At 62.1% G+C, this 18,135-nt stretch carries 17 protein-coding genes; 9 read left to right on the top strand and 8 right to left on the bottom strand.

The features are described 5' to 3' along the window. Positions 1-6 precede the first annotated feature (6 nt). Positions 7-1,056 (top strand): alkene reductase, encoded by a 1,050-nt coding sequence (locus HBH25_RS10550; RefSeq protein ID WP_168083877.1) that lies wholly within the window; start codon positions 7-9, stop codon positions 1,054-1,056. Between the two features lie 34 nt (positions 1,057-1,090). Here HBH25_RS10550 and HBH25_RS10555 read toward each other — a convergent pair whose 3' ends face one another. From HBH25_RS10555 to HBH25_RS10565, 3 genes are all read right to left on the bottom strand, one after another. Beyond that, positions 1,091-1,933: an ATPase gene (locus tag HBH25_RS10555; protein WP_168083878.1), complete on the bottom strand. Its 843-nt coding sequence runs from the start codon at positions 1,931-1,933 to the stop codon at positions 1,091-1,093. Positions 1,934-2,013: 80 nt separating this feature from the next. Then, positions 2,014-3,018: an NAD-dependent epimerase/dehydratase family protein gene (locus HBH25_RS10560; RefSeq protein WP_168083879.1), complete on the bottom strand. Its 1,005-nt coding sequence runs from the start codon at positions 3,016-3,018 to the stop codon at positions 2,014-2,016. Between the two features lie 10 nt (positions 3,019-3,028). Further along, entirely contained in the window at positions 3,029-3,949 is a 921-nt protein-coding gene (locus HBH25_RS10565; RefSeq protein ID WP_168083880.1) for a LysR family transcriptional regulator ArgP, read from the bottom strand. A gap of 87 nt (positions 3,950-4,036) precedes the next feature. Between HBH25_RS10565 and HBH25_RS10570 the strand changes: the two genes are divergently transcribed. From HBH25_RS10570 to HBH25_RS10600, 7 genes are all read left to right on the top strand, one after another. Beyond that, positions 4,037-4,633, top strand: coding sequence for a LysE/ArgO family amino acid transporter (locus HBH25_RS10570; RefSeq protein WP_168083881.1), 597 nt, complete (start codon positions 4,037-4,039; stop codon positions 4,631-4,633). Positions 4,634-4,797: 164 nt separating this feature from the next. Further along, the gene (locus tag HBH25_RS10575) at positions 4,798-5,394 is read left to right on the top strand and encodes a superoxide dismutase (protein ID WP_168083882.1); all 597 of its coding nucleotides are present in this window, start codon (positions 4,798-4,800) and stop codon (positions 5,392-5,394) included. 275 nt (positions 5,395-5,669) lie between these two features. Then, positions 5,670-7,721 (top strand): putative bifunctional diguanylate cyclase/phosphodiesterase, encoded by a 2,052-nt coding sequence (locus HBH25_RS10580; RefSeq protein ID WP_168083883.1) that lies wholly within the window; start codon positions 5,670-5,672, stop codon positions 7,719-7,721. 125 nt (positions 7,722-7,846) lie between these two features. Beyond that, positions 7,847-9,181, top strand: a complete 1,335-nt coding sequence (locus tag HBH25_RS10585; protein ID WP_168083884.1) for an imelysin family protein — start codon at positions 7,847-7,849, stop codon at positions 9,179-9,181. Between the two features lie 83 nt (positions 9,182-9,264). Next, positions 9,265-10,701, top strand: a complete 1,437-nt coding sequence (locus tag HBH25_RS10590; protein ID WP_168083885.1) for a di-heme oxidoreductase family protein — start codon at positions 9,265-9,267, stop codon at positions 10,699-10,701. 30 nt (positions 10,702-10,731) lie between these two features. Further along, on the top strand, positions 10,732-11,793 hold the full coding sequence (locus tag HBH25_RS10595) for an imelysin family protein (RefSeq protein ID WP_168083886.1): 1,062 nt from the start codon (positions 10,732-10,734) through the stop codon (positions 11,791-11,793). A gap of 1 nt (position 11,794) precedes the next feature. Beyond that, a complete protein-coding gene (locus HBH25_RS10600; RefSeq protein WP_168083887.1) occupies positions 11,795-12,898 on the top strand; it encodes a DUF1513 domain-containing protein in 1,104 nt (367 codons plus the stop codon). Between the two features lie 439 nt (positions 12,899-13,337). On the opposite strand, the gene HBH25_RS10605 is transcribed toward HBH25_RS10600, so the two are convergent. The 5 genes from HBH25_RS10605 to HBH25_RS10625 form a co-directional block, all read right to left on the bottom strand. Next, entirely contained in the window at positions 13,338-13,571 is a 234-nt protein-coding gene (locus HBH25_RS10605) for a hypothetical protein (RefSeq protein ID WP_168083888.1), read from the bottom strand. Then, positions 13,568-14,290, bottom strand: a complete 723-nt coding sequence (locus tag HBH25_RS10610) for a lipopolysaccharide kinase InaA family protein (protein ID WP_168083889.1) — start codon at positions 14,288-14,290, stop codon at positions 13,568-13,570. The genes HBH25_RS10605 and HBH25_RS10610 overlap by 4 nt, the downstream gene beginning before the upstream one ends. Positions 14,291-14,295: 5 nt before the next feature. Continuing rightward, complete coding sequence (locus HBH25_RS10615; RefSeq protein ID WP_168083890.1) at positions 14,296-14,976, bottom strand: class I SAM-dependent methyltransferase; 681 nt, start codon at positions 14,974-14,976, stop codon at positions 14,296-14,298. A 144-nt stretch (positions 14,977-15,120) separates the two neighbouring features. After that, complete coding sequence (locus tag HBH25_RS10620) at positions 15,121-16,413, bottom strand: sensor histidine kinase (RefSeq protein WP_168083891.1); 1,293 nt, start codon at positions 16,411-16,413, stop codon at positions 15,121-15,123. Further along, a complete protein-coding gene (locus HBH25_RS10625; RefSeq protein WP_168083892.1) occupies positions 16,403-17,086 on the bottom strand; it encodes a response regulator transcription factor in 684 nt (227 codons plus the stop codon). The genes HBH25_RS10620 and HBH25_RS10625 overlap by 11 nt, the downstream gene beginning before the upstream one ends. A 178-nt stretch (positions 17,087-17,264) precedes the next feature. Between HBH25_RS10625 and HBH25_RS10630 the strand changes: the two genes are divergently transcribed. Next, complete coding sequence (locus tag HBH25_RS10630; protein WP_168083893.1) at positions 17,265-17,990, top strand: phosphatase PAP2 family protein; 726 nt, start codon at positions 17,265-17,267, stop codon at positions 17,988-17,990. Positions 17,991-18,135 lie beyond the last annotated feature (145 nt).

The raw sequence follows: 18,135 nt of genomic DNA on the forward strand, positions 1-18,135 counted from the left end.
TGATCGATGACGACGCTGTTCGACCCCATTCGTGTAGGCGACCTTGAACTGCCCAACCGGGTATTCATGGCCCCGCTCACCCGCTGCCGTGCCGATGAAGGCCGCATTCCCAACGCCCTGATGGCCGAGTACTACGTTCAGCGCGCCAGCGCTGGGCTGATCCTGTCCGAAGCCACTTCGGTAGAGCCTATGGGTGTGGGCTACCCCAACACACCTGGCATCTGGAACGATGAGCAGGTGGCCGGCTGGGCCAAGGTTACCCAGGCCGTGCACGCGGCGGGCGGGCGTATTTTCCTGCAGCTCTGGCACGTGGGCCGTATTTCCCACTCCCGCTATCTGGACGGCAAGCTACCCGTCGCCCCCAGCGCCCTTCAGCCGGCCGGCCATGTGAGCCTGGTGCGCCCTATCACCGCCTTCGAAACGCCGAGGGCGTTGGAGACGGCGGAAATTCCAGGGATCGTCGAGGCTTATCGCCTGGGCGCTGAGAACGCCAAGAAAGCCGGCTTCGACGGCGTTGAAATCCATGGCGCCAACGGCTACCTGCTGGACCAGTTCCTGCAAACCAGCACCAACCAGCGCACCGACCAGTACGGCGGCAGCGTGGAAAACCGTGCCCGCCTGTTGCTGGAAGTGACCGATGCGGTCGTGGGCGTATGGGGCGCAGGGCGCGTAGGCATGCACTTGTCGCCACGGGCGGATCTGCACGACATGGGCGATGCCAACCGTGCCGAAACCTTTACCTACGTGGCTACCGAGCTGGGCAAGCGGGGCATTGCGTTTATCTGCGCCCGCGAGAAAGAGGCGGCTGACAGCCTGGGCCCACAGTTGAAAGCCGCGTTTGGTGGCGTGTACGTGGCCAACGAAAGCTTCACCAAGGCCAGCGCCAATGCGGCTATCGCCCGGGGTGACACAGATGCGGTCGCGTTTGGCGTACCGTTCATTGCCAACCCAGACTTGCCCGAGCGCCTGGCGGCTGATGCCCCGTTGAACGCACCCCACCCGGAAACCTTCTACGCCGAAGGCGCCACAGGTTACGTGGATTACCCTGCGCTCTAAAGGCGTGCAACACCCCTATGGGGCGTAAGGGGCCTTATGGCCCTTTACGGTCCAGTTGCTGCTGAAGGTTCTGGATCTGTGCCTGCAGGCCATTGATGTTACGGGTGGTCTGCCCTCGGAAACTGTCAAACTCGGTAGTGCTGGGGCCGGCAGCCTGAGGGGCCGGGCGGTTGTCCAGTTCGCTTTTCACCACGATCAGGTCCTGCTCCAGGCGTTCGATGCGGCTGGCAGGGTCCCCCTGTTTCTTTAACGCAGCGACGTCTGCAGCCAAGCCCTTGAGTTGGGTATCAAGGGCCGCCTGCCCTTCTTGTGCCGCCTTGAGGGTGGCCAGGTCGGCTGCCAGGGTTTTGAGCTGGTTCTGTACTTGTTCTACAGCGGCCTGCTGCGCACTGAACTGGCTACCCAGCTGCTCCACACGCTTGTCGGTAGCACCTTGCTGCCCGCTGGTGCCTTGCTGCTGGCGGCTTTGGTCATCCAGCTTGGCTTGCAGTTGGCGCACCTGCAGCTTCAAGGCTTCTGTGTCGCTGGCCACGCTGTTTTCGCCATCGGCCACCTTGCCGCTGATGGCTTGCAACCGCCCTGCGGCTTCTTCGCTGACCTTGGCAAAACTGTCCTGAGTGGCGACCAGTTGCTGCTCCATCATGGACATCTGCTGGAAGCTCCACCAACCCAACACACCCAGGGCAATGAACAGGGCCGCTACCAGCGCCCAGAGCGCACCGAACCCCGGTGCCTTCACCTTCACCACAGGCGTGTCGCGTGAATACACCGCCTCGTGGCGGTTGGCCGGCTGATCAAGCAAAGGGGCATCGTCGTCGCGGTCGTTGGCCGTAAGGCTGGGCAAATTGTCGTAATCGTCTGAGGCGTCTTTGCGCATGTGCAAGCGTTCCGGAACGGTAAGTGGCAGAAGGCGCCCAGTTTACCACCGTGGCCACGCCGGAAGGCCGGCCGCCGTGGCTAGCGGTATTTGCCGGACGTGTCCCTGGCGCGCCAGCCTTGGCATAAGGCGTCCATGCCGGCCCACACCGAGGCCTTGGGCTGATAATCCAGGTACTGACGGGCGCGGGTGATGTCCAGGGCGAAATCCTCAGTCATCCAAGCGATATCGGCGGGCAGCAGTAAAGGCTTTGGGCGGCCAGGCCAGTACTCGCAGGCCAAGGCCGAGGCACCGGCTTTGAAGCGGGCCAGCCCTGCGCCTGCATAGACCCGCAACGGCGGCAGCTGCAATTGGCGAAGCCCATAGTTGAGTACGTCCCAGAAGGGTACCGGTGCGCCATTGGCGATGTTGTACACGCGGCCCACGGCGTCTTCACCCGCGTACAGCGCCGCCAGCAGTGCCTGGTTCAGGTTGGCCTGGGTGGTAAAGTCCACGGTGTTCAGGCCCTTGCCCAGAATACGCAAGCGCCCTTTGGCGCACCGGCCGAACACGCCGGGCCAGAACGTCGGCTCCCCTTCGCCCACCACTGGGGCCGGGCGCAGGACCAGTACCTGGAGGCCGAACTCCTCGGCACCGAACACCCGTTGTTCGGCACGAACGCGAATATCGGCCTGCACGGTGCGACGGCGTGCGGGAAGTTGATCCTCTCGCAAGGGCTGGGTTGTGCGAGGGCGCTCATACACCTGGGCGCTGGACAGGTACACCAACCGCTGCACCTGCTCTTTGAGGCAGGCTTCCACAATGTTTTCGGTCACAACCAGGTTGGCGCGCTCCAGGTCCGCCACACGCGCCCAGTGCCCGCCCAGCCCGGCGCACTGCACCACCGCGTCCATACCCTGGCAGACGCGGCGCGCGAACGCCGCATCGGCCAAGTCCCCCTCCACAACCTCAGCCCCTGACTGGGCAAGGGGCGCCAGGCGCTCGCGCCGGCGCCCGGTCGCACGCACGGCCAAGCCTTGGCTCAAGGCGTAATAAGCGAAGCTGGCGCCAATGAATCCGCTTGCGCCGGTGACCAGTATGTTCATAGGTTGCTCATCAGGTGTTCACGTCCACAGGGCCGACGCTTGCCAGCGGCACCAAGGCACGGCCCGCTGCGGTTACCAGTTCGGTGGTCAGGTCGGCGAGCAGCTTGCCGCCATTGCGCCAATGGTGCCAGTACAACGGAATATCGCTGGGCCGGTCTGGCAGCAGTTCCACCAGCGTACCGCTGGCCAGTTGCACCTGCACCTGCCGCTCAGGCACCAACCCCCAGCCCAGGCCCGCTTCAGTCATGCGCACAAAGCCCTCCGAGGAAGGCACCAAGTGGTGCGCGAACCCTCCATCGAGCCCCAATGACGCCATGAACCTGTGTTGCAGCAGGTCATCGGGCCCGTAGACCAACGCGGGTACCTGGGCTAGCAGAGGTGCGGTGAAGCCATGAGGAAAGTGACGCGCCAGGAACGCCGGGGTAGCCACCGCCCGGTAACGCATGGCCCCCAAGGCTTCGCTGCGGGCGCCTGCCACCGGCCGCGCCTCGGCACACAGGCAGCCGGCCACTTCGCCAGCCCGCATGCGCCGCAGCCCCACGTCCTGATCTTCGACGACTAGGTCCAGCAGTACCCCGCGCTCCTGGCAAAAGCTGGCTACGGCATCAGCCCACCAGGTGGCCAGGCTGTCGGCGTTGATCGCCACACGCAAGCGCTCTGGCAGCGTGCTGTCGTCCAGGCGGGGCACAGCGTCGCGCAGGTCATGCTCTAACGACCGAACCTGCTGCACGTGGTTGAGCAACTGGCGGCCTACTGGGGTCGGGATGGGCGGTGTGGCGCGAACCAGCACCGGTTCACCCAGCCGCGCTTCCAGCAGCTTGATGCGCTGGGATACCGCCGACTGCGACAGGCCCAGTACATGGGCCGCGCGTTCAAAGCCTCCCTGCTCGATCACCATGGCCAACGCCGACAGCAGTTTGTAATCGAACATCAGTTCTGCTAATGCCTCATGAGCAAGATGTGTTTTTCTTATAGCTTACGGGCCCGCAAACTGTCACCTATTCAAGGGAGACAGATCATGCTGCAGAGTTACCTTAACGGGCTGATCATCGCGATCGGCCTGATCATTGCCATCGGTGCACAGAACGCTTTTGTGCTGGCTCAAAGCCTCAGGCGTGAACACCACCTGCCTGTGGCAGCCCTGTGTGTGCTGTGTGATGTGCTGCTGGTGAGCGCAGGGGTATTCGGCCTGGCCACCGTACTTGCCCAAAGCCCTACTCTGCTAGCCACTGCCCGCTGGGGCGGCGCGGCGTTTCTGTTGTGGTATGGCTACTGCGCCCTGCGCCGTGCCTGTTCACGGCAGGCCCTAGCGGCTGCCAACCAGGCGCCACGCTCGCGCCAGGCCGTGCTGCTCAGCGCACTGGCCGTTACCCTGCTCAACCCCCATGTGTACGTGGACACGGTGTTGCTGATCGGAAGTGTCGGCGCGCGCCAGGCCGTACCGGAGGCCTATGTAGCAGGGGCCGCCAGCGCATCGGTGGTGTGGTTTTTCACCTTGGCACTGGGCGCTGCCTGGTTGGCGCCCTGGCTGGCGCGCCCGGCCACGTGGCGGGTGCTGGACCTGTGTGTCGCCCTGATGATGTTCGCAGTGGCGGTGCAGCTGATCCGCGGTTAGGCGCGCCTGGCCTGCGCGCAGTGTCTAGCGCCTGACGTTGGCGCGTGGTGATGCCCTGCCACGGGTGCTATGATCCTCGGCCTGTGCCCGCCCTGCGGGTGCAGCCACGGCCGCCCGTGATCGGCCTTGCGCATAATGCAACAGCCTGACTAGGAGAGTTTCACATGGCTTTTGAACTGCCGCCGCTGCCCTATCCACACGATGCCCTGCAGCCGCACATTTCCAAGGAAACCCTGGAATTCCACCACGACAAGCACCACAACACCTACGTCGTGAACCTGAACAACCTGGTTCCAGGCACCGAATTCGAAGGCAAAACCCTCGAAGACATCGTGAAGTCCTCGTCCGGTGGCATCTTCAACAACGCCGCCCAGGTCTGGAACCACACCTTCTACTGGAACTGCCTGTCGCCCAACGGCGGCGGTGAACCGTCGGGCAAGCTGGCCGAGGCCATCAACGAGGCTTTCGGTTCGTTCGAAAAATTCAAGGAAGAGTTCAGTAAAACCTCTATCGGCACCTTCGGCTCCGGCTGGGGCTGGCTGGTGAAAAAACCTGACGGCTCCCTGGCCTTGGCCAGCACCATTGGCGCCGGCAACCCTATCACTAGTGGCGACACGCCTTTGCTGACCTGCGATGTGTGGGAGCACGCCTATTACATCGACTACCGCAACGTTCGCCCGAAATATGTCGAAGCGTTCTGGAACGTGGTGAACTGGGCCTTCGTAGCCGAGCAGTTCGAAGGCAGCACCTTCAAAGCGTAACGCTTTGCCCAGCTGCATCACCCGCGAACTCTCCGGTTCGCGGGCTTACACCCTCCTGGTTTTAGCGCTTCAGCACACTGCCCTTACCGTTGGGCAGGTTTTGGCCACTCCCCCTCAAGTTCCCTCGCTACGCTCCGATACAGAGGTGACGCACTTTTTTCGTCGGCTGCGTGGCACGCCGCGTCTTGAATCTGCTCGAACCCTTTGACGGTCACCCCTGGTTTTGCCAATACTCGGCCGACTAGTACCGCGCGCTCGGAACAAGGAATCTTCCTTTGAAGGTGAAACTCAAGCACAGCTTATCGCTGAAACTGCTGAGGATCGTACTACTCTCGACGCTTATCGTAGGTGTGGCGCTCAGCTGTGGGCAGATTGTGCTGGATGCCTATAAAACCCGCCATATGATCGCCCGAGACGCCCAGCGCATCCTTGACATGTTCCAGGACCCTTCCACCCAGGCGGTCTACAGCCTGGACAAGGAAATGGCCATGCAGGTGATCGAAGGCCTGTTCCAGGACCCGGCCGTGCGTGCGGCGTCCATCGGCTACCCCGGTGATGAGATGCTGGCCAGCCGCGAACGCCCACTGACGGCTTCGCCCACCCGCTGGCTGACCGACCCGGCCTTGGGCCAAGAGCGTTCGTTCAGCATCCGGCTGGTGGGCCACCCGCCGTACAGTGAGTACTACGGCGACCTGAACATCACCCTTGATACCGTTACCTACGGGGACGAGTTCGTACGCAGCTCTGGGGTGCTGTTCGTGTCCGGCGTATTGCGCGCCATGCTGATGGGCCTGGTGCTGTACCTGATCTACCACTGGCTGCTGACCAAGCCACTGTCGCGCCTGCTGCAGCACCTGAGCGAAATCACGCCAGACCGGCCAGGCCAATACCAGTTACCGGTGCCTCCGGGGCACGAACACAACGAATTGGGGCTATGGGTACGCACCTCGAACCAGTTGCTGGCCTCGATCGAACGCAATACCACCCTGCGCCGCGAAGCCGAGGACAGCCTGTTGCGCATGTCCCAGTACGACTTTTTGACCGGTTTGCCCAACCGCCTTCAGCTTCAGCAGCAATTGGACCAGATCCTGATCGATGCTGCCCGCCTGCAACGGCGAGTGGCCGTGATCTGTGTGGGCTTGGATGACTTCAAAGGGGTGAACGAGCAGTTCAGCTACCAGGCCGGGGACCAATTGCTACTGGCCACGGCAGACCGCCTGCGGGCCCATAGCGGGCGCCTGGGCGCACTGGCCCGGCTGGGTGGCGACCAATTCGCCCTGGTGCAGGCCAATATCGAAGAGCCCTACAAAGCAGCCGCCCTCGCCCAGCAGATTCTGGATGATCTGGCCGCGCCCTTTGCGCTGGACGGTCGGGAAATTCGCTTGCGTGCCACCATTGGCATCACCTTGTTCCCCGAAGATGGGGACAGCACCGAAAAGCTGCTGCAAAAGGCCGAGCAGACCATGACCCTGGCCAAGACCCGGTCGCGCAACCGTTACCAGTTCTACGTGGCCAGCGTGGACAGTGAAATGCGCCGTCGCCGTGAGTTGGAAAAGGCCTTGCGCGATGCAATGGCGGGTAACCAGCTGTTCCTGGTGTACCAACCGCAGATCAGCTACCGGGACCATCGCATTGTAGGGGTGGAAGCCCTGATACGTTGGCAGCACCCTGAATTCGGCTTTATCCCACCTGACCAGTTCATCCCCTTGGCCGAGCAGAACGGCACTATCGTGGGCATTGGCGAGTGGGTATTGGACCAGGCCTGCAAGCAACTGCGTGAGTGGCATGACCAAGGCTATACCCACCTGCGCATGGCCGTGAACCTTTCTACTGTGCAACTGCACCACAGCGAACTGCCTAGGGTTGTGAGCAATATCCTGCAAACCTACCGCCTACCACCGCGCAGCCTTGAGCTGGAAGTCACGGAAACCGGCCTGATGGAAGACATCAGCACGGCTGCCCAGCATTTGCTGAGCTTGCGCCGCTCGGGCGCGCTGATTGCGATCGACGACTTTGGCACCGGCTATTCGTCGCTGGGCTACCTGCGCTCGCTGCCGCTGGACAAGATCAAGATCGACAAGAGCTTCGTGAAGGACCTGTTGGACGACGAAGACGACGCTACCATTGTGCGTGCGGTGATCCAGCTGGGCAAAAGCCTGGGCATGCAGGTGATCGCCGAGGGGGTGGAAACCGCCGAGCAGGAGGCCTATATCATTGCCGAGGGGTGCCATGAGGGCCAGGGCTACTATTATTCCCGCCCATTGCCGGCCAGAGAATTGCTAGCCTTCCTCAAGCAAGCGGAACGCGCTAGCTCATTGCCACTGTGAACCTGCCGGGCCCATGAATTATTTTTCACCCGGCCCTTTACATCAAATGCAAATCCTTCGCATCATGTGGCCCGCTTCGTTCGGCGCCACGGGCGCCTATCGCCACTTTGACGCAGGAATTGCCCATGATCCGTACGCCCTTGGTTGCCAGTCTCCTGGCTGTCGCCATTTCGCTCGCCGGTTGCGGTGACAGCGACAAGGAAAAAGCCGCTGCTCAGCATTCCACGCCTGCAGCCACCAACGCCAGCGCTACGCCAGCGGCCGTTGCCCTGGACGAAACCGCGGCCAAGGCTGTGGTCGCCCACTACAGTGAGATGGTGTATGCGGTGTTCAGCGATGCCCTCACTACTGCCACCACCTTGCAAGGTGCTGTGGACGCCTTCCTGGCCAAGCCTGACGCCAACACCCTGAAAGCGGCACGGGATGCCTGGCTGGCCGCTCGCCCGTCCTACCTGCAAAGTGAAGCCTTCCGCTTCGGCAATACCATCATCGACGACTGGGAAGGCCAAGTGAACGCCTGGCCTCTGGACGAAGGCCTGATCGATTACGTCGCCAAGGGCTACGAGCCGGCCTTGGGCAACCCAGGCGCCACCGCCAACATCATCGCCAACACCCAGGTCCAGGTGGGCGAGGACAAGGTAGACGTAAAAGACATCACGCCGGAGAAACTGGCCAGCCTCAATGAACTGGGAGGCTCGGAGGCAAACGTCGCCACTGGCTACCACGCCATCGAGTTCCTGCTGTGGGGCCAGGACCTCAACGGTACAGGCCCAGGCGCCGGCAACCGCCCCGCCAGCGACTACCTCGAAGGCAAGGGTGCCACCGGTGGCCACAACGACCGCCGCCGCGCCTACCTCAAGGCAGCCACCGACCTGCTGGTCAGTGACCTCACTGAAATGGTGGGCAACTGGAAGCCAAACGTAGCAGACAATTACCGCGCCAGCCTGGAAGCCGAGCCGGTGGACGGTGGCCTGCGCAAAATGCTGTTCGGCATGGGCAGCCTGTCCTTGGGCGAACTGGCAGGCGAACGGTTGAAGGTGGCACTGGAGGCTAATTCGCCGGAAGACGAACACGACTGCTTCAGCGACAACACCCACAATTCGGCCTTCTACAACGCCAAGGGTATTCGCAATGTGTACTTGGGCGAGTACGTGCGCACAGACGGCACACGCCTGACCGGGCCAAGCCTGTCGTCGCTGGTGGCCAAGATCGACCCCGCCACGGATGACGCCCTGAAGGCCGACCTGGCCGATACCGAAGCCAAGATGCAGGTGATCGTGGACCACGCCAACAAGGGTGAACACTTCGACCAGTTAATTGCTGCAGGCAATACCGCCGGCAACCAGATCGTACGGGACGCTATTGGTGCACTGGTCAAGCAGACCGGCGCCATCGAGCAGGCCTCGGGCAAGCTGGGTATCACCGACCTGAACCCGGACAACGCTGAACACGAGTTCTGATCGCAGGCCTTCAAGGCCGCCCTACTGGCGAGCCCTGCCCTGCAGTGGCTCGCTTTTGCATCTTTGCAGCACAGGTTGTTCCGATGTTCGCAATGCCGCTTCGTTTGCCACTGTTGCTGACGGTACTGTGCGCTGCACTGGCGGCGTGCGACCAGGCGCCCCGTTTCACCCAGCCCGAGCCAGGTGAGCGCCTGTCCGGCGGCACAGCGACCGTACAACGCACCGATGTGAACGCCTATGCCCTGCCCTCTGCCAACCTGAGCCCGGCCCGCCGGGTGGATTTCAGCGTGGGCAACAGCTTCTTTCGCAACCCATGGGTGATCGCGCCCTCCACGACCACGGCGCGTGACGGCCTGGGGCCGCTGTTCAATACCAACGCCTGCCAGAACTGCCACATTCGCGATGGCCGGGGCCAGCCACCTGAGCCCGGTGCCACCAACGCCGTGTCCATGCTGGTACGGCTGTCTGTGCCCACGGTTGATCCTGACCTGGACGTTGTACGCCGGCTTGGCTTTACACCGGAGCCGGTATACGGCATGCAGCTACAGGACATGGCCATTCCAGGTGTGGCACCCGAAGGTCGTGTGCGTGTGGACTATGACCCCGTGCCCGTCACCTTTGCAGATGGCTTTACGGTAGAGCTGCGCAAGCCTAGGCTGCGAATCGATCAATTGGGCTACGGCGCACTGGCCCCTGAGGTACGGATGTCGGCCCGCATTGCCCCGCCGATGATCGGGCTGGGCCTGCTGGAGGCCATTCCGGAACAGGCCCTTCTGGACACGGCAAGCGCCCAGGCCCTTGCTGGCAACGGGGTAAAAGGGCGGCCCAACCGCGTGTTTGACGATGTTACCGGGCAGCAGGTTGTTGGCCGGTTCGGCTGGAAAGCGGCGCAGCCCACCGTGGACCAGCAAAATGCCCATGCCTTTGCAGGCGACCTGGGGATCACCTCCTCAGTGCACCTGAACGACGACTGTACGCCAGCCCAAGCGGCCTGCCTGCAGGCCATCAATGGCAACCAGAGCGCCGAAGAACCTTTCGAGGTCAGTGACAATATTCGCCGCCTGGTGTTGTTCTACAGCCGCAACCTGGGTGTGCCAGCGCGCCGTGGCGAAGGTGAGCCGCAGGTGCTGCAGGGCAAGGCCCTGTTCTATCAAGCCGGCTGCCAAACCTGCCATGTGCCCCAGTACCGTACGCGGGCCGATGCCGCCGAACCCGAGCTGGCCAACCAGGTGATCCGCCCGTATACCGACCTGTTGCTGCATGATATGGGCCCCGGCCTGGCAGATGCCCATAGCGAGTTCGAAGCACGGGGGCAGGACTGGCGCACACCGCCACTGTGGGGCCTGGGCCTGTCGAGCACCGTGAACCCCCGTGGGCGCTTCCTGCACGATGGCCGTGCACGCTCCCCCCTTGAAGCGGTGCTGTGGCACGGCGGCGAAGCTGCCGAGGCCAAGGCTCATGTACTGGGCTTTGATGCCAGCGAGCGCGCGGCATTGGTGGCCTTTCTCGAATCCCTATAACATTCCTACCCTTTTACCCTGGAGCCTTTCATGTTCCGTCCCAAGCTGTTGTTCACCAGCCTCGCCGCCCTGGCCCTTGGGGCCTGTGCCCCTCAGGACCCGCAGGCCGTGACCAGCGCCGCCCTGGCCAAACAAGTCATATTGCCTACTTACAGCCAGTGGGTAGACGCCGACCGCCAGTTGGCCCAAAGCGCCCTGGCGTTCTGCCAGGGCACCGAAAGCCTGGACAAGGCCCGTGCAGACTTCCTCGCTGCCCAGAAAGCCTGGGCGGCCTTGCAGCCCCTATTGATCGGCCCACTGGCCGAAGGTAATCGCCCCTGGTCCGTGCAGTTCTGGCCGGACAAGAAAAACCTCGTAGGCCGCCAGGTCGAACAACTGGTGGCGGGCGGCGCGGTAGACGCGGCCTCCCTGGCCAAGGCCAGTGTGGTGGTTCAAGGACTCTCCGCCTACGAATACATCCTGTTCGACAGCAAGCCGGAAGTGGCCGACAGCGCACGCAAGGCCAGCTACTGCCCGCTGCTAGTGGCCATTGGCGCCCATCAGAAAGCCTTGGCCGAGGACATACTCGAAGGCTGGAAGCGTAACGACGGCATGCTCTCGCAGCTGAGTACCTTCCCCAACCAACGCTATGCCGATGCTCACGAAGCCATTGCAGACCTGCTGCGTGCGCAGGTTACCGCGCTGGACAGCTTGAAGAAAAAACTCGGCGCCCCTATGGGCCGCCAGAGCAAAGGCGTGCCTCAGCCTTACCAGGCCGAAGCCTGGCGCAGCCAGTCGTCCCTGAAAAGCCTGCAAGCCAGCTTGAATGCGGCCCAAGCCGTGTGGAACGGCGTGGACGGCAAGGGCTTGCGCAACCTGCTACCTGATGACCAGAAGCCTTTGGCACAGAAAATCGATGCCGCCTATGCGGTAGCTGGCAAGGCCTTGGCTGACAACACCAAAACCCTGACTGAACTGCTGGCCGACCCCGCCGGCCTGCAGACGCTCAACCACCTTTACGACAGCCTGAACACGGTTCACCGGCTGCACGAAGGCGAGTTGGCCCGGGCACTCAACATTCAACTGGGCTTCAATGCCAACGACGGTGACTGACATGTGGCCACGTTCGCTTTCGGCACTGGTTGGCCGGCTCACCGGCGCCTTGCAATTGGGAGGCTGGCGGCTGGCCGGCAACCGGGGCGCAACACCTTTGCTGCTGTCTGCGCGTGATGACGCGCAAGGTGGTCACTACGCGGTAGGTTACCGTTTGGATGGGCGTGTGGCGTTCAGCACGCCGGTGTCCCAACGCTGCCATGCCATCATCGAGCACCCTTCGCAGCCTTTGGCATTGTTCGTCGCAAGGCGGCCGGGCACTGAGTGCTACCTGCTTGACCTGCGTGAGGGCCGGCTGGTGCAAACCCTGTACGCCCGGCCAGGCAGGCACTTTTATGGCCATGCCGTGATTCACAGCAGCGGGGAGTGGCTGTACACCACCGAGAATGACACCACTGAGCCAGGCAGAGGCGTGGTGGGCCTGTACCGGTTCACGGGTGAACACCTAACCTTTGCTGGTGAGCTGACGACCCATGGCATCGGGCCCCACGAGCTGGCCTGGATGCCCGATGGCGAAACCCTGGTGATTGCCAACGGCGGCATCCGGACTGAAGCTGAGAGCCGTGTAGACATGAACCTGAACGCCATGGCGCCCAGCCTTGTACTGATGCACCGGGACGGCACCCTGATCAGTAAGGAAACCTTGGCCCAGCCTATGAACAGCATCCGGCACTTGGCGATTGCCCACGACGGCACCGTGGCGGCATGCCAGCAATTCATGGGCAGTGCAGAGGAAGTGGCGCCGTTGCTGGCGATCAAGCGGCCCGGGGAGGCGTTCGTGCCCTTCCCAGTAAGCGACGCACAATTACGCTCGATGGGGCACTACACGGCCAGCGTTGCGATCAACGACGAACTGCGGCTGGTGGCTATTACCGCACCGCGCTCGAACCGCTTTTTCGTCTGGCACCTAGACACGGCTGAGGTAAAGGTGGATGCGCCTATGCCGGACTGCGCCGGTGTGGCCGCGGTGAATGGGGGGTTTGTGGTGACATCCGGCCAAGGGCGCTGCCGCTATTACAGTGCCCATTCAGGGCAATGGTTAGGTACGCCCCTGGACCTGCCTTCGGCTTATTGGGATAACCATGTGCAGGTGGTTGGGCTGTAGGCATTCAGCCCAGCCCTCTGTAGGAGCTGGCGAAGCCTGCGAATTGGGGGAGCGCTTCACGCCGCAGGTTCCCGGCCTCCGCCTTTGGCTACGACCAGTCCTACATACCCCCGACGCATACTGTGGGAGCTGGCGAAGCCTACGAATTGGGGGGAGCGCTTCACGCCGCAGGTTCCCGGCCTCCGCCCTTGGCTACTACCAGTCCTACATGTCCCCCCGACGCATCCTGTGGGAGCTGGCGGAGCCTGCGAACTGGGGAGAGCGCTTCACGCCGCAGGTTCCTGGCCTCCGCCTTTGGCTACGACCGGTCCTACATGCCCCCCGATACATACTGTGGGAGCTGGCGAAGCCTGCGAACTGGATAGGGCGCTTCACGCCGCAGTTCCCGGCCTCTGCATACTGTGGGAGCTGGCGAAGCCTGCGAACTAGGGGAAGCGCTTCACGCGCCGGAGCGCAGGCCCTGGGTCAGCCCAAACATAAATAGCAGGGCGTTGTGGCTTGGCTGAACCGCTGAGGCAGCCTCACCCTTCTGGGCTCGCGGGAACACGCAGAACCCCTGGCCGTCTTCGGCGCGTAGTACACCGGGGCGTGGCTCGTCCCATGCCGCGAACGCTGCAGTCGCCACTGCCAGTGAGCCCAGCAGAAACAAACTTCGTGCAATGTGTAGGTTCATCGCTCTAACCCTTTGACAACGCTACCAAACGCGTTCTCATAAAAGTAGACCAGCTTGGTCCAGTCCGCTTTGCTGAACGACGAATGGCGGCGCAATTGCTTCATGTCGTGCTGGGAAGCGGCTGCGGCAGTAAAGCGGCGCCTGCACTTTTCAAGGTCCAGCAGTGCCACCTCAGCGCGCAGGCCACTGGCACCTTCCACTACCCGCACAAATACGTGCTTGATATACAAGCAACTGTGCTGCCAGCGCCCCTGGTGCATGCGGGCCAGGTTATCGGCCAGGTCCTTGAGCAACTGGTCGTGCACCGCCTCGCCGTAACGTTCACGGCCGCCTTTTTCATACCACTGAGTAATCTCCTCGAACCCGTCGAGGGACTCGGTTACCAACAAGGCTTTCCAGCCCAGCGCCGTGTCACGTTGAGCATCGCAGAACAACAGCTTGGGAACGCGCACATTCAACTTGCTCAAGCCTTGCAAGGCATCCCGCTCGCGCAACACGGTAGGGCGGCCAAAAGGATGCAAAGGCGAGCGGTAGATGTGGCCCACCTGGCGCTTGACGTAAATCAGGTGATCTGTGCCCAGCAATACACGCTGCACACCGCTTTCACCGCCCCGCCGCCGATTGGGCTCCTCTACCCACTCGCCCTTGGTACGCCAGTAGTGATCGAACCCGGAAGGCCCGCTGGGCTGGTTGAGTTCGCTTGCCGGTTGTACTGCCATGGTCCTCACTCCTTACGTAATACATACACTCGCCACATGGCATACAGCGGCAAGAAATCTAAACGTTCCTGAAGCCTGAAACCTGCCTGGGCAAACTCGGCCTCGACCGTGGCAGCTGGCAACATGAACCGGTTCTGGTAAGCCGCCCCTTCACCACGACGGGTACGGCGGTGTTCTGAACGCTGGCGCTTCCAGGCTTTGAAATTGCCATCTACCCACAACGACAAAATGACTGAATCCCGAGTGACACGATGAAACTCGCGCAGCATCGCCAGCCGATGGCTGGACTCTCCGATGTGGTGCATCAAGCGCATGGAGAAAATGCTGTCTACCGCGTTGTCCGGCAAATCAATGTCGAAGGCTGACGTCTGCATGGGCCGCACGCGTTCCACTACGTCATTGGGCTGCATCCTGCAAGCCGTGGCGACCATGTCTGGCGAATTGTCCGCTCCGATGATCACCCGGTTCTGCTTTTCCGCCAGCATGGGCCAAAAGCGCCCAGCGCCACAGGGAAGGTCCAGAACAAGGCTAGGATCGCCGGCCAGTTCGAGCGCCTTGCGTGCCAGCTGCACATCGCGCATGTGTGACAGGCGGCGTGACAAGCCGTCCTGATGCTTTTGGAAATAACGCTGCGCGTGGGCTTCGTCGTATTTTTCGGAAAATTCAAGCTTGATGGGGCTGGTCATTGGAACCTCCTGAAACCTGTGCGCACATTAGGTGCCAGGAGGTCATCGACCAGTCATCTAAACGTGAAAAAACCGTCATGGACGTTAACAGGCCGAACTTGCTGTTGCCAGATGTTTCAATACGCCGCTGTCTGAAAATACGTTTCAGCGCACAGGGTGTACGGGAGACGTCGGCCCCAGCACTACATGAAACGCGCAACCGTGGGGCTCATTCGCGGTGAGGGTGACTACCCAGCCCTGGTCATCGCAGATGCGCTGCACCAGTGAAAGGCCCAGCCCAAGGCCTTCTCCACGCTTTTCATTACCGCGTACGAACGGCTGGAACATGGCTTCGCGCTTCTCTTCGGGAATACCAACCCCCGAATCCTCGACGCTGAACCCTTCCTGGTTCAGGCTCAGGCGAATGAAGCCCTGGTCGGTGTAGTGCAAGGCATTACGCAACAGGTTGCTCATCACGGTATGCAGGAAGGTGGCGTTAAAGTGCTGATCCCCAGGTTCGCCCCGTTCATAAACCAAGCGTAAACCCTTCTGCGCGATGGGTTGCTGCCATTGGGCCACAAGGTCGTCGGCCACTTTACCTAGGGTGGTCTGGGCGCCCATGGTTTCATTGCGCTGTGCACGGGCCAGCATCAGGAAGGTTTGAACCAGTTCGCGCATTTCTTCGCAGGCACGGGTAATACGCTCAACCTGGGCACGGGCGCGGGTGTCCAGGTTATCGTTGGCCAGCAACAGTTCGCAGGACGTGGCCAGCACCATCAAGGGGGTTCGCAATTCGTGGCTCACGTCGCTGGTGAACAGCCGCTCGCGGGTGAGCGCCTGGCGCAGCCGCCCCAGGGTAGCGTCGAACGCAACAGCCAACTGCCCTACTTCATCCTGGGCGTAGTCTGGCGCCAGGGGTGGAGCAAGCCCCAGCAGCTGGTCCCGGTGCCGCACTTGCCGGGCCAGGCGAATCACCGGCGCCATCACGCGGCGAGCCAGTACCCAGCCCAAGAAGCCGGCCAGCGCCAGGCTGAGTACGAAACCCACCAGAACCACGGCGAACAGAATGCGCTCGCGCTCCTCGAAATCACTTTGGTCTTGAAGCAGCACATACCGCCGGCCATCTACGATTTCGACCATGGCGTGGTAGGACAGGTCTCCACGAAACACCTCATGAAACCCTGCCGAAAGGTGCCGAAGGTCCTTGGGAAGGGCGAAGTCCCCTTGGCCATCGCTGAAATAGAACAGCTGGTCCGGCTCTGGCCGGTGGCTCCAGTCGTCCATGGTGTCCATCAGCAGCAGGCGCTGAAGGTCCCCTCCAAGGCCTGAAGAGATCAGCTTTTCTTCCACCAGGTGCACAGTGGCCACGATACCGACGGCGAAAGCGCCAGCCACCAATGCGCTCATCAAGGCAAAGGCGATGATGATCCGTTGGGCGAGGCTTTGCTTAAACTCCATCACGCCCCTCGGTGAGGCGGTAGCCCACACCGTGGACGGTATGCAGCAACGGCTTGGCGAAGGGTTTGTCGATCACTTGCCGCAGCTGATGCACATGGCTGCGCAGGCTGTCGCTGTCCGGGCAATCGTCTCCCCACAGGGCTTCTTCCAGCACCTCACGCCGTAGCACGTGTGGGCTTTTCTGCATCAGCACCGCCAGCAGCTTCAACCCTACAGGGTTGAGCTTGAGCAACTTGCCCTCGCGGGTCACCTCCAGGGTGTCCAGGTCGTATTGCAGTTCACCCACTTGCAAGGTTCGCCGGCCGCCGCCTTGAGCACGCCGCATCACGGCTTCGATCCGAGCAGCCAATTCCGACAGAGCAAAGGGCTTGACCAGATAGTCGTCTGCCCCATGCCGGAAGCCTTGCAGGCGATCATCCAGTTGGTCCCGCGCCGTCAGCATGATCACGGGCGTATCACGGCGGGCGTCTTCGCGCAGCCGCTTGCACAGGGTAAAACCGTCGATACCGGGCAGCATCACGTCTAGCACGATCAGGTCGTAATGCTCGGTGGCTGCCAAGTGCAGCCCCGACAGGCCATCTTGGGCACAATCGACCGTATAGCCTTTGAGGCCAAGGTAATCGGCCAGGTTGGCAAGAATGTCGCGGTTGTCTTCCACCACGAGAATGCGCATGGGTGTTTCCTCTGTGAACGCTGCACGGCCTGAAGCGGGGGGCAGCTTACCCCCTGTTTGCTGCCTTCGGCCAGCGTAAACGTCACTCCGAAATTTTCACACCGGCTTGACGCCACTGCCACGCATGCACGGACACAGTATGGCGCCATCCGGCCCTTGCCCAGTATTTGGAGGCACCATGGTGTTGCATCGTTCCCGCCCGCTCAACTGGCCACTTGCATTGGGTATTCCAGCGCTGTTGGTGGTAGGCCTGCTGTTGCTCGAATTCACCAACCTGGACATGTGGATGGCGCGCATGGCCTATGACAGCCGTGCACGCCAATTCCTTGGCCGGCACAGTGCGTTCCTGGAAAACGTATTGCACGACCGGGCCAAGCAGGCCGTGATCGCAATTGCCCTGTTCGCGTTGCTGGCATTTGCAGGGGCTTTTGTTGTGCGCCAGCTCAAACCGTGGCGCAGGGAGCTGGGCTGTGTGGTGCTGTCGATGGCCCTCTCGACCAGTTTCGTCACACCGTTGAAAGCCCTTACGGCTGTGCAGTGCCCTTGGAGCCTGACGCAGTTCGGCGGCACCGAAACCTACAGCAAAGTGTTCGACACCCGGCCGGTAACCGACAGCCCTGGCCGCTGCTGGCCGGGAGGCCATGCCGCCACAGGCTTTACACTGTTCGCGCTCTATTTCGCCTTGCGTGACCGGCGGCCGCGGCTGGCGCGCTACGCCTTCGGTTTTGCCTTGGGGCTAGGGGTCATCTTTTCCGTAGGCCGCATGCTTCAGGGTGCACACTTCTTTTCCCACAATGTGTGGACGGCCGTGTTCTGCTGGTGGATCTGCCTTGGGGCCTATTGTGCGGTGTTGTACCGGCGGCCGGTCGCTACCCTTAGCGGAGCTGTTGAGGTGGTGGGATAGGGGCGCTTACCGCCTATTCAGGATCGCCTGAGGGCTCTGGTTCGCCCGCTTTCGCAGGCTCCTACAGGGCCAATGCGGTGCGCTGGAAGAAAGGCACCCCGTAGAAACGACAAACCCCTGCACGTAGGCAGGGGTTTGTCTTGAC

Origin of the sequence: Pseudomonas quercus (assembly GCF_012033695.1) — a bacterium.
Taxonomy (GTDB): domain Bacteria; phylum Pseudomonadota; class Gammaproteobacteria; order Pseudomonadales; family Pseudomonadaceae; genus Aquipseudomonas; species Aquipseudomonas quercus.

Coding starts and splice junctions, on each gene's coding strand:
- HBH25_RS10620 (WP_168083891.1), bottom strand. CDS start 16,413: ATGGAGTTTAAGCAAAGCCTCGCCCAACGGATCATCATCGCCTTTGCC.
- HBH25_RS10560 (WP_168083879.1), bottom strand. CDS start 3,018: ATGAACATACTGGTCACCGGCGCAAGCGGATTCATTGGCGCCAGCTTC.
- HBH25_RS10605 (WP_168083888.1), bottom strand. CDS start 13,571: ATGAACCTACACATTGCACGAAGTTTGTTTCTGCTGGGCTCACTGGCA.
- HBH25_RS10555 (WP_168083878.1), bottom strand. CDS start 1,933: ATGCGCAAAGACGCCTCAGACGATTACGACAATTTGCCCAGCCTTACG.
- HBH25_RS10575 (WP_168083882.1), top strand. CDS start 4,798: ATGGCTTTTGAACTGCCGCCGCTGCCCTATCCACACGATGCCCTGCAG.
- HBH25_RS10615 (WP_168083890.1), bottom strand. CDS start 14,976: ATGACCAGCCCCATCAAGCTTGAATTTTCCGAAAAATACGACGAAGCC.
- HBH25_RS10630 (WP_168083893.1), top strand. CDS start 17,265: ATGGTGTTGCATCGTTCCCGCCCGCTCAACTGGCCACTTGCATTGGGT.
- HBH25_RS10590 (WP_168083885.1), top strand. CDS start 9,265: ATGTTCGCAATGCCGCTTCGTTTGCCACTGTTGCTGACGGTACTGTGC.
- HBH25_RS10565 (WP_168083880.1), bottom strand. CDS start 3,949: ATGTTCGATTACAAACTGCTGTCGGCGTTGGCCATGGTGATCGAGCAG.
- HBH25_RS10550 (WP_168083877.1), top strand. CDS start 7: ATGACGACGCTGTTCGACCCCATTCGTGTAGGCGACCTTGAACTGCCC.
- HBH25_RS10595 (WP_168083886.1), top strand. CDS start 10,732: ATGTTCCGTCCCAAGCTGTTGTTCACCAGCCTCGCCGCCCTGGCCCTT.
- HBH25_RS10585 (WP_168083884.1), top strand. CDS start 7,847: ATGATCCGTACGCCCTTGGTTGCCAGTCTCCTGGCTGTCGCCATTTCG.
- HBH25_RS10610 (WP_168083889.1), bottom strand. CDS start 14,290: ATGGCAGTACAACCGGCAAGCGAACTCAACCAGCCCAGCGGGCCTTCC.
- HBH25_RS10600 (WP_168083887.1), top strand. CDS start 11,795: ATGTGGCCACGTTCGCTTTCGGCACTGGTTGGCCGGCTCACCGGCGCC.
- HBH25_RS10625 (WP_168083892.1), bottom strand. CDS start 17,086: ATGCGCATTCTCGTGGTGGAAGACAACCGCGACATTCTTGCCAACCTG.
- HBH25_RS10570 (WP_168083881.1), top strand. CDS start 4,037: ATGCTGCAGAGTTACCTTAACGGGCTGATCATCGCGATCGGCCTGATC.